This window comes from Candidatus Cloacimonas sp., from assembly GCA_035403355.1.
GTDB lineage: Bacteria > Cloacimonadota > Cloacimonadia > Cloacimonadales > Cloacimonadaceae > Cloacimonas.
On sequence record DAONFA010000005.1, the window covers coordinates 71,918 to 83,395 of the forward strand.

Annotated in this window: 12 protein-coding genes; all 12 read right to left on the reverse strand. The window is 39.4% G+C overall.

Annotated elements, in window-relative coordinates; all coding sequences use genetic code 11:
- Positions 1-65: 65 nt before the first annotated feature.
- On the reverse strand, positions 66-1,406 hold the full coding sequence (locus tag PLE33_02845; GenBank protein ID HPS60182.1) for a T9SS type A sorting domain-containing protein: 1,341 nt from the start codon (positions 1,404-1,406) through the stop codon (positions 66-68).
- 163 nt (positions 1,407-1,569) lie between these two features.
- A complete protein-coding gene (locus tag PLE33_02850; protein HPS60183.1) occupies positions 1,570-3,012 on the reverse strand; it encodes a DUF6029 family protein in 1,443 nt (480 codons plus the stop codon).
- A gap of 284 nt (positions 3,013-3,296) precedes the next feature.
- On the reverse strand, positions 3,297-3,788 hold the full coding sequence (locus PLE33_02855) for a TlpA disulfide reductase family protein (protein HPS60184.1): 492 nt from the start codon (positions 3,786-3,788) through the stop codon (positions 3,297-3,299).
- Positions 3,785-4,909, reverse strand: a complete 1,125-nt coding sequence (locus PLE33_02860; protein ID HPS60185.1) for a hypothetical protein — start codon at positions 4,907-4,909, stop codon at positions 3,785-3,787. The genes PLE33_02855 and PLE33_02860 overlap by 4 nt, the downstream gene beginning before the upstream one ends.
- A gap of 18 nt (positions 4,910-4,927) precedes the next feature.
- Entirely contained in the window at positions 4,928-6,766 is a 1,839-nt protein-coding gene (locus PLE33_02865; protein HPS60186.1) for a cytochrome c biogenesis protein CcdA, read from the reverse strand.
- A gap of 223 nt (positions 6,767-6,989) precedes the next feature.
- Positions 6,990-7,205: a hypothetical protein gene (locus PLE33_02870; GenBank protein HPS60187.1), complete on the reverse strand. Its 216-nt coding sequence runs from the start codon at positions 7,203-7,205 to the stop codon at positions 6,990-6,992.
- 8 nt (positions 7,206-7,213) lie between these two features.
- Positions 7,214-7,768 carry a ribosome recycling factor gene (gene frr / locus PLE33_02875; protein HPS60188.1) on the reverse strand — a complete coding sequence of 185 codons (555 nt, stop codon included), beginning with the start codon at positions 7,766-7,768 and terminating at the stop codon, positions 7,214-7,216.
- Positions 7,769-7,806: 38 nt separating this feature from the next.
- Entirely contained in the window at positions 7,807-8,535 is a 729-nt protein-coding gene (gene pyrH, locus PLE33_02880) for a UMP kinase (GenBank protein ID HPS60189.1), read from the reverse strand.
- A 51-nt stretch (positions 8,536-8,586) separates the two neighbouring features.
- The gene (tsf, locus tag PLE33_02885; protein ID HPS60190.1) at positions 8,587-9,186 is read right to left on the reverse strand and encodes a translation elongation factor Ts; all 600 of its coding nucleotides are present in this window, start codon (positions 9,184-9,186) and stop codon (positions 8,587-8,589) included.
- 73 nt (positions 9,187-9,259) lie between these two features.
- Positions 9,260-10,078 carry a 30S ribosomal protein S2 gene (gene rpsB / locus PLE33_02890; GenBank protein HPS60191.1) on the reverse strand — a complete coding sequence of 273 codons (819 nt, stop codon included), beginning with the start codon at positions 10,076-10,078 and terminating at the stop codon, positions 9,260-9,262.
- Positions 10,079-10,214: 136 nt separating this feature from the next.
- Positions 10,215-10,601: a 30S ribosomal protein S9 gene (rpsI, locus tag PLE33_02895; protein HPS60192.1), complete on the reverse strand. Its 387-nt coding sequence runs from the start codon at positions 10,599-10,601 to the stop codon at positions 10,215-10,217.
- Positions 10,602-10,612: 11 nt separating this feature from the next.
- A complete protein-coding gene (gene rplM, locus PLE33_02900) occupies positions 10,613-11,041 on the reverse strand; it encodes a 50S ribosomal protein L13 (protein ID HPS60193.1) in 429 nt (142 codons plus the stop codon).
- Positions 11,042-11,478: the final 437 nt, after the last annotated feature.

Below are 11,478 nucleotides of genomic sequence, written 5' to 3' on the forward strand. Positions count from 1 at the left end.
GAATAAAACAACTATGGTGGTTGACCAGGAGGTCAACCCTCCAAAAAAGGTATCCCCCAGCCACTTTACTTTAGAAGGATGAACTTTTCTGCTTTTCCCGCGCTGTTTTGCAAACGATAAAAATAAATCCCGTTGGGAAGTGACCCCTTTGGAACAAAGCCAATTTCGTTAGTGCCGCTATGAATATCCGGCTGATAGATACTCTGCACTCTTTGTCCTTTCACATTATAAATCTCTATTGTGGCAGCACCAATGTTTTTGGGGCTGGAAAGATGAAAGACAGCGCTTCCGGTAACGGGATTGGGATATAATCCTTTAATTGAAAAAGCAACAGGAGTATTGGTTTCATCCAGCGCAGGCGTTCCTATGCTATAACTAAAAGGTATATTGTAAGTTCCAATATTGGGGCTGCTAACCACTATCCGAAAATTTACTGTAGCAGGAGAGCCGATTGTTAAATTCAAATGATAGGATATTGCCTCGCCTGCAGCCATAGAAAACGGACGGTTAATACTTCCCGGATAGCAGTTTCCTGTTTCATCACAATAATTCAAATACCAGTCCGCAGGCACATTATCCGCTTCCAGATGCATCGTGTAATTTTCTGCAGCGCCAAGATTGAAGAACCAAAAGGGAGAAGAAAGGTAATTAGTGTTGGCATCTCCTTGGATAGAAGGATTCCAGTCCATTGCCACCCGAAAATTATACTCAGGCAAAGGAAGTGAAGAAACACACTGAACTATTTTTTTATCCGCTAACTGCAGAAAAACAATCCCCCACAAGTTACTAACTACCCAGGAAGGATTTAAGCTGAAAGTTTTATTGTAATTATAGGTATCTCCATAACCCGATAAAGAGACATTATCATCGTAAAGAATACCTCTTACGATATGGTCTTCCTCTCCCACATTATCTTCCAGCAGATAATATACAAGACGGGCATCGGAAATTGTTACATCTGGCGAAATCATTATTACAGACCCGCTAACCAAGCCCCTTTCAAAGCTGAAATTAGTAGGTACAATCTTTATCGGGGAAGCGGAATAGCGAGTTGCGGAAAGAGCATTAAGATAATCGGTTCCGTCTGCAGTTCCTTCTCCTATACCTTCTAAAGATACAACTCCGTTGAAAATTACATTGGGCAAACCGATTACATTGTAGTAAGAAAACCTTTCTTCTATAATAGGATTGCTGAGGTCTCCGCTGGTTGTAAATAACCTGGCACTGATAAATTCATTGTTATTAGCAGCTGAATGAACTTCCTGTAAACCCTGCCAGGTAAGAGGACAATTCATACACCAAGTAGCCCCGAAATCTTCTGCTAAAGTTGTTACAGGCATATAAGACGGCTCTGCAAAAAGTAAACTGCAAGCCAATAGAGCAATTATCAGATAACTGTATTTCATTTTCATCTCCTTGTCTCTTTATATAATAACTGACTACGGGAAAATTGCAAATTTGAACGACGGGGACATCGTTCTTCCGGAAGGTTTATGTCCTTGTTAACCATAAAACATAAGTAACAGAATAAATCTGCGCAATCTGCGTAAGCTGCGTGAAACATTCTTTCTAAAAGCGGGTGTTAAGTTCAACGCGTAAACCTTCAAAGGGAGCAACATAACGGCAAACCCCGTTCCGGCAAACTTTTCCACCGGCTTCTTTGCCACCAAAGAGGATTAGGTCACTATGTTCAAAAAGCGGGAATTTTATTTGAGCAGAAGCCCAATAGCGGCTGTCTAATGCTTCGCTGATTTCTTCCCAGTTACTTTGTGCGCATAAAGAAAGGGAGAGCTTATTCAAAGTAAAATCGGTCTGCAGCTTTGGTTCATAATGTTCACTTTCAGCGTCCTGTTTTTGTTTGGAGACCATTTTATATTCCGCCTGAATTTGCACCGGGATTTTAAGCAAAGTAAAGTTCGTTTGCAAAGCAGGAATTAAATCCTGTTGCCAAGTATCGCTAAGGTTATCCACTTTTTCAATATGACTGTAAGAAGTTAGCAGCGAAAAGGAATTTGCATTATATTCCAAGGCAAAATAGGCATCGTTCATTTTTTTGTCTTTATCGCTATTGAAAGCTTCAGCATAGTCCGCAGTAAAATTAAGACCCTCCGTAAAAGAAACAATTCCAAAGCCCTGCCAGCCAATTTCATCTTCTCCTGTGGCAGAAGCATCGGAAAGGGTCTCATTATGGTAATTTACCGTTGGCAGGTCATTTAAGCGATATTGAAACTTATCATACTGCTTGTAAGCTCCCCCTAAAGTAACAGGACCAAAGTAATAACTGCCATTCACATAGATTGCTTTGCCGTTTTTTGTGCTAATACCGGGTTGATGATAAAGTTTGCTGACTGCCGTCTCTGCCTGCAAATCAATATATTCTGTAGCATAATTTAATCTACCGGCAAAAACGGTTCTCTGATTATAGATATTTGTGGCAAGCAAATTGCGGAAAGCCATTGCCGAAGCGCCTAAGGAAAGTCCTTGGCAATTGGGGCTTTGCAAATCGGCACCATAAGCCAAATCATAACTTCCAATAATATTAGAGCTTTCTATAGCCCCGTAAATTGCTTTGAACTTAAAAGCGTCGTTATAGCTGAATAAGAAGCTCTCCAAACGGTTATCTATATCAAACTCCAGGTCTTTATAACTGCGAAAAACAATGCCGTTGCCAAAACTGTCTTCCGTTATTCCGGCAGATATTTTACAGGCATCTTTTTCATAAGAGGCATACAATTCCTGCCAGCCAAGTTCCAAACGGTTGCTATCCAGTTCATCCAAAAGTTCCGTTTGTTCTGTGGAATATTTGGGCAGTTCAGCAATAAATTTCATTCCAAAGCTAAAATTCCGGTAGTCAAGGTTGAAACCGAAGGTATCTTTAAAATAAGTATGCAAAGAGTCCTCAACGGTGCGATAAATGAATTGGCTTTCATTGGAACCGTTTATAAAAAGAGCGTTTTGAGCACTAAGCAAAGTAAAGCTGATTAACAGCAATAACAGCAGAGTATGTTTCATTCTCTATTCCACCATTTATATTATTCTTTCACAGATTACACTGATTTTACAGATACAGATTTAGAAACGAAGATTTCAGGATTATCGGGCTTTATATAAACCGCAGAAATCACCGCTAAGTATCTAAAAAAACGATGGTCTCTCTTCTGCCAAGGCATTATCTTCCTTCTTAATTCTTCTTTTATGTTCTTTGTGGAGGAACAGCGTCCTCCATTAACCAATTATTTATCCTCTAAATCCTGAAATCCTTAAATCCTCGTTTCTAACTCTATGAAATTAAATCCTTATTCTGCATCGGTTTTAAGCCCCAGCAAATTACGGATATGCATTTCGTATTCATTTTCCACACCTGGTTCATAGCCAATATGCGAATAGACAATTTCCCCTTGTTTATTTAGCATAAAAGTATGCGGAGGGTTGGTTACTCCCAGTTTTTTGGCTAAGGTCTTTTCGGAATCAAACAGAGTTATAAACTTATAGTTCTTGCTTTTCAGATAGTTTTTTGCCTTGGGCAGATTTTTGGGGGCATCAATAGAAATCATCACAACGGTAAGCGAATCATACTTTTCAGCCAAATTATTTAATTGCGGCATAGCATCTTTACAGGGTTTGCAGTAATCCGCCCAAAAATCAATAATAACAGGTCCTTTTCCTAAAAGTTCCAGTAAAGCCACATTTTTTCCTGCTGCATCAGGCAGTTTGAAATCGGGCATCACTTCTGCAAAAACAGAAGCGACCAAGAGCATCAGAATAAAGCAGGTAATCAGCTTTTTCATCGTGAACCTCCTTTTTTAACGGTAAGGGGATATTGTAAGCCACTATAAATTGTAGCGTTATTGGCAAAGGTCACAGGTGTTTTTTGGGCAAAAACTACTAAAGCGGCATCCTCAGGAATGGTCACATTAGCATCAAATGCAAAGGCAACAGCATTACTTAAATCCACAGCGCTTATATCAATTCGTTTTCTGCCTATAACTACATTAGTAAGATGTTCTCCTTCAGCATTTACTGCTGTGGAAACAAGGTCTATAACTGCCAGATTCAGAACCAATTCTGCCTGGTTGAAGGATACCGACAGAGGGGTAAGTTTAATGCTTCCGGAGATGTTTTTTCCTTCTACGGTAGCGCTTATTACCCTGTAATCCATCTGACTTAAGGAATCCAATTCCCTTTGCACGGTAGGAAGATATTGGTCTAAAATATCCTGAGTTCCTCCACCCAGTTTATGTTTTCCCTGGATAATAGAAACGGGTGCACTGTAGGCAGTATAATAAGCATAAAGAGGGTCACTAATTGCAACGGGACCCGAGAACTGATGGGTTAAATAGATAAAGTTATCACCCAATTGAGAGCTTAAATTATGCAAAACACTCTCTACCGCAGGACAATAACTGCAGCCCACATTGGTAACATATTCCACAATCACTTTTTGCGTAGGCGCAGAAGGATCACAACCACATTGATTTCCCCGCAGCAGCCATTTTCCGTTTTCTTTTCTTAAGCGTTCTCCTGTGTATAAACTATCGGCAATGACGGTTTTGTTATCGTCACTAATAGTTAATCGCCAATTTGCCAAAGCATTGGTCTCGTTTTGCAAAGTGGCTGTAATTAAAGAGACCTGAATAACCGGATTGCTTAGAGGGGAAAGAATAGTATGCAGCTTTGTTTCCCACTCACTTTTAGTGATGCCATAGTGTTTATAATCATCCGCATAAAAAACCATTACGGGTGTTAAATCTTCAGGAGTGGCATTATTAAACGCTTCTTGCAAGGGACTGAAAAGTTCTGCGGTAAAATTCACCTGTTCCGATGGCTTAAAAGAATGGTCAAAGCGGTCACAGGAAGAAATTCCCAAAACCACAATTATTAACAGGACATAAACGATTTTCTTCTTCATCTTTTTCCCTAACTTTCTCTATTCGGCTTTAGCAGGAATTTTATTAAGGGCATTTATTACTTCGTCTTTGGAAAGCAGTTCACCAAAGATGTGAGGTTCTTCACCCGGAATATATAAAGCATTAAAAGGAACTCCTGCTCTTCCGTGTTTTTTTATCCAGGCAAGCAGGGTTTCATCTTTTTTGGTAAAATCGCCTCTTAACAATAACACATTTTTCTGCTTAAATTCCTGCATCATCGTATCCGTAAAAAGAACTGTCTTTTCATTAGTCATACAATTCTTACACCAGGCAGCTCCGATGTCCAGAAAAACTGCTTTACCTTCTTTTAGTGCCTTATTTAAAATATCTTCTTTAAATACATACCAGCCCTGCGGTGTATTTGGAGCCGGAATAAGTTCTCCGCTTTTACTTTGAATTTCTATCTTTTCAGTTTTGGTATAAGGCAGATAATTGACCACTGCAAGGATAATTAACACAAGCGGAATAATCGTAAAGAGCCATTGGGTTAATTTGCTGTTTTCCACTTTTACAAATCTGCCATAAAGCCAGGTAGAAAAACCAAGAATTACCAAAAACCACAGAACTTTAAGCAAATATTCCCCATCGGTTAACAGCAGCAAGGTCTTCAGCTGAGTATAAACAATGAAGAGCAAAACAAAGCCCATCACTTCTTTGAAAATAATCATCCAGTTACCGGGTTTGGGAATAATTTTCAGTGCTTTAGGGAAAAAGCCAATCAGCAAAAAAGGAAACGCAAAGCCAAGCCCTATTGTGAGAAAGAAAATCAGCATTAAAGCAGGTGGCAAAGCTAAAGCAAAAGGTAAAGCAGCCCCTAAAAAGGGTCCGGTACAGGAAATAGCCATCAAAAACGCAAAAATACCCCCAAAAAAGGAACCGCCATAGCCACCTTTGGATGTTGCCTTATTGGCTGTATTCATACCTGGAACAGTTATTTCAAATACCCCCAAAAGTGACAACGCAAAAACAAACACAATTGCCATCAGGGTTACTACAAAACCAGGATTTTGATTCTGCAAACCCCAGCCCACGGATTCACCTGCCTTTTGTAAAGCGATAAAAATTCCTGCCATTACAGCAAAGGAAATCAGCACTCCCAAAGCGTAAACCAAAGTATGATTAAGCACTTTGGTTCTATCTTTCTGTGCCTGATTCATTATGCTCATAATCCTGATTGGCAATATAGGTAGAACGCAAGGAGTGATATTTAATATTATACCGCCTAAAAAGGCAAAAAGAATGTATTTCAGTATTTCGCCAAAAGAATGGCTGGCATTAGGTTTGGCAGCTGGAAGCGAGGATTTTTGAATGGGAACGGTTTCATTGGGGGCAATTTTATTGGGCTTATCTGCTTCTGCTTCCGAAACGGTAGTTGGTATCAGTTCATTTTCAGTTATTTGAAATGCAAGTGTAGCTGTTGCTTCTTCCGGTGGATCACACATTCCTGTTTCGTAACAAAGATTATAACTAAGCACAGCAGCTATTTGTTTTTTGCCTGCCTTAGCTGTTTGCTTCACGGTAAAAGGCAAGGTTAAGGTTACTTTGGGATGATAGTTCCATTCCTGTTCAGAAACAACTTGTGTCGGTTTTGGATAAATAACTTTCCCCAAAACGAGGTCGGGATGGTCAGCTTCCAGATAAAAATATTCCGGGTCTTTGGGGTTTACAGTTTGTTTTTTCCCTTCGGGAATAACAAGCGTGGCTTTAATAGCACCTTTTTCTCCCGGTTTTAAGACCTCAGGAGAAAGCGAGAATTTAACGCTCTGAGCGATAATTGGTTGAATGAACACAACCAGACAGAGCAGTAATAACAGCTTGCAGGTTTTATGCATTAGCATTATCCTTGGAAATTATTTTTGTGTTTATCCTAAAATATAATGCAGAAAACATTCCAGACAAGTCAACTATTGGAAATGCGGAATGAATAATGAAGAATGTCAAATGATATTGTTTCTCTCTTTCCCTCTTTCCCTCTTTTTCTCTTTCTCTCTTTGTTTAATCTATCTCTTTCTCTCTTTCTCTCTTTCTCTCTTTTTCTCTTTGTAAAAAAAATCTATTCCGCTATCTCTCTCTTTCCATCTTGCCATCTCGCCATCTCGCCATCTCGCCTAATTCATTCTCAATTTTCAATTCTCCATTCTCAATTAAATCTCTTTCTCTCTTTTTCTCTTTGTAAAAAAAATCTATTTCGCTATCTCTCTCTTTCCATCTCGCCATCTCGCCTAATTCATTCTCAATTAAATCTCTTTTTCCCTGTTCATCCCTACCTATTATCAAAAAGTTCCTTACACTTCCATTATCTCTTTTTCTTTTGCCTTTTCTGCTTCATCTATCTTTTTAATCCATTCATCCGTAAGGTCTTGCAGTTCTTTCAGCTGTTTCTTTTCCTCGTCTTCGCTAATTTCGCTATCCTTTTTGTCTTTTTTAACCAGTTCATTGGCATCGCGCCGAATATTACGAATAGCAACTCTTGTTTCTTCCGAGATTTTTTTGATATTTTTAACGATTTCTTTCCGCGTTTCTTCGGTTAAGGGCTGAAAAGGCAGGCGAATAACATTACCGTCGTTTTCGGGAGTAATTCCAATATTAGCAGCCAGGATGGCTTTTTCTATATCTGCCAAAGTAGTTTTATCCCAGGGTTGAACAACAATCATTCTTGCTTCGGGAATGGATATATTGCAAAGTTGTTTCACCGGAGTAGGTTGGCCGTAATAGTTAATTTTAACGCTATCCAAAATAGAAGCGCTGGCGCGTCCGGTTCTGCTTTTGGAATATTGATGCAGCATTGCCTCAAAGCTCTTCTGCATTTTTTCTTTGGTATTTTCTTTTATATTTTCCATTGTATCCTCATATTTATCGCTAAAAAGCGCAATAATGCTTAAGGGTGGATATAAGTTCCTGTTTCTGTTTTAGTTAGTGCCTCAATTAACATTTCCGGCTGGCTGATATTGAAAATCTTGATAGGCATATCGTTATCCATAGCCAGGGAAAATGCTGTTAAATCCATCACCCCCAAGCGTTTCTGCAAACATTCCTCAAAGCTGGCATTACTGATAAAACGGGCATTTTTATCCTTTTTAGGATCCGCACTGTATAGTCCATCTACATTTGTAGCTTTTAACACAATATCTGCATTCAATTCCACCGCGCGTAAAACAGCAGCCGTATCAGTTGTAAAATAAGGATTTCCTGTCCCCCCGCTTAAAAAACAAATCTTGCCCTGTTCTAAAGCGGAGGATGCCAATTGCGGGGTATAGCGATCAACTACTTTATCCACAGCCAGAGAAGAAAAAATGGCACATTCAATTCCTCTGGAACTGAGGATTTCTGCCATATAAAGGGAATTCTGGATAGTTGCCAGCATACCGATACTATCCAGAACTACCCTGTTCAGATTTTTATTTTTCCACGAGCCGCCCCGAAAAATATTTCCGCCTCCTAAAACGATGCCTAATTCATAGTTACGGTTGTGAACAGTGATGATGGCATCCGTCAGAGAGTTTATTAATGTTTCATCGTAGGTTACACCTTTTTTGCCGGAAAGAACTTCTCCGGAAAGTTTTAACACCAGCCGATGGATATTTTCGCTTTGATAAACATCTTTCATTCTTCAGCTCCCTGCCGTTTTAGTTAAGTTTACGACTTTGCAGCAGAAATTTTATTCACCACCCAACTGATAGCGAATAAATCTGGCTACCTGAATATTTTCTCCGGTAGTAGCAATAGCGTTTGTCAGCAGGTCCTTCACAGTTTTTGTGCTGTCACTGATTAGTTCCTGTTCCAAAAGCGAATGCTCAGTACAGAATTTTTTCAGGTTTCCTTCTACAATTTTCTCTATAATTTCGGGTTTTTTACCTTCATTCACAGCTTTATTATAAGCGATTTCTTTTTCCCTTTCCAGAATAGCGGGATCAATTTGCTCGGGACTGATGGCTAAAGGATTGTTAGCAGCAATTTGCATCGCAATTTCATCTGCCAATGCCTTGAATTCTTCCGTTCTGGCAACAAAATCCGATTCACAATTCAATTCCAGAAGCACTCCAATGCGATTATTGAAATGGATGTATGAATGAATGATTCCTTCTTTAGTGGCACGGCTTGCTTTTCCTTCTGCTTTACTGATTCCTTTTTCTCGCAGGTATTTAATTGCCTCATCAATATTTCCGTTTTTTTCAATCAGCGCTTTGCGGCAATCCATCATTCCGGCTCCGGTTCTATCACGCAATTCTTTTACTTGGGTTGCAGTAATCTCTGCCATTTTTTCTCCTTTTTACAAGCGGAATTTAAATAAGCTTTGTAAGATAAACAAAGCTTAGCTCCGCAATAATGTTTTATACTTCTGTTTCCGCTAATTCGGGAACTTCAAATTCAACTTTTTCTTCGGTAGCCAGTTCTGCTTCAAAATCTTCTGTTTGCTCAGCATCGGTGGTTGCAGTTGTTTCTTCTTCCGAGCTTTCACCTTCGGTGGCAATTCCTTTTCCTTCAATAACAGCATTTGCCATAATATCGGAAATAAGATGAATGGCTCGTGTGGCATCATCATTACTGGGAATTACATAATCAATCACATCCGGGTCACAATTAGTATCTACCATAGCCACAATCGGAATATTTAAGATACGAGCTTCGTGCACGGCTATTTTTTCATATTCGGTATCAACAATAAATATGCATCCTGGCAGGGCATCCATATCCCGAATACCGCCTAAAGAAAATTCAATTTTATCGTGCATTCTTTTCATTTTTTGCTGTTCCAGCTTGGTATAACTGCTAATAGTGCCATCGGCAACTATTTCTTCATAGTATTTCATTTTTTCAATGCTTTGTCTGATGGTTGCCATATTGGTAAGCATTCCACCATACCAACGCTGATTTACATAAAAAACAACGGCTTTTTCAGCTGCTTCTTTAATAGCTGCCTGTGCCTGTTTTTTAGTGCCTACAAAAAGGATATATTCACCTTTGGAGGCAATTTCTTTCATAAACTGATATGCTTCATTGATAGCATCTACGGTCTGTTTCAGGTCTATGATATGAATCCCGTTGCGTTTAATGAAGATATATTTCTTCATTTTAGGATTCCATTTGAAGGTCTGATGTCCGAAATGGACACCTGCTTCCAGTAATTGTTTCATAGTAACTACGGACATTCTTTACTCCTAATTTACGGTTTTCAGGTTTTTTCCGGACGGTGTAAGCAATTCAGAGGAACTTTCTCCTCACCGCCTTGCAAGCGTTCCGGAAAGTTATTTAATTGATTGTTTCTCATTTAGAAACAATTTGTCCTTAACGCTTAGAGAATTGGAATCTCTTTCTGGCTTTGGGACGACCGGATTTTTTGCGTTCCACCATTCGGGGATCACGCGTTAAGAAACCACGGGTTTTCAACATTGGACGCAAATTCGCATCATATTCTATCAGAGCACGAGAAATACCATGCCGAATAGCTCCTGCCTGACCACTTAAGCCACCACCGTAAACATTGGCATAAACATCAAAGTTTTCGGATAAGCCAACTGTCTGTAAGGGCTGCTCTACAATCATTTCCAGGGTTTCCCGCTGCAGATATTTCTTCATCTGAATACTGTTAATAATGCGTTTTCCCGTGCCAGGAGTAAGACGCACTCTGGCAACGGCATTTTTTCTTCTTCCAACTGCATCAAAGGTCTGCATACATTTTTCTCCTAAATTACAAGTTCAACCGGTTTCTGAGCTGCGTGTGGATGTTCAGCTCCGGGATAAACTTTCAGTTTTTTAAACATTGCGCGTCCAAGCTTATTTTTGGGTAACATCCCTTTTACGGAATGTTCAATAATTCGCTCCGGATGCTCTTCCAAAACTTTGGCATAAGGAATTTCCTTTAAACCACTCGGATAGCCGCTAAAGCTTTTATAAACCTTCTGCAATGCCTTCATTCCGGTTACCCGAACTTTGGCTGCATTGATTACTATTACATAATCACCGGTGTCAATATTGGGCACATAATACGGTTTATTTTTACCACATAAAATTGTGGCTACTTTAGTGGATAGGCGACCCAATGGTTTGCCTGCTGCATCAACGATATACCATTGCTGGTGAATATCTGAAGGACTGGGGGTAAGGGTTTTCATCGCTTCTCCTTTACATATTTTTTTATTCAGAAAGTCAAGATTTTGAAAAGGGGAATAGTGTCAAGTGTTTTGAAGGCAACTTGAAGGCATACTAATCCCGGAATTTTCTCAATAACATTCCGATATGATTCTCGTATCGTTCCCGTATCGCAATATGGGAAAGATACGGGAATCTCATCCGCGGTATAATGCAAAATATAAGGAACTGACAATGTTCGTGTTATAACTTTAAACCGATTATTTTTGTGTTTGAAACTATCTACATAAGCAACAGAATATTTATCCTTTGTCCGATACTGTCAAAGCTGTGAGCGTTTTGACTCTAAACCGATTCTTCTGTGGTTGCAACGAGATGCCAAGGTAACAGAATATTTATCTTTTATCCGATACTGTCAAAGCTGAAGCTCGGTTTAGAGTTAAAACAAAAATTCGTCCCG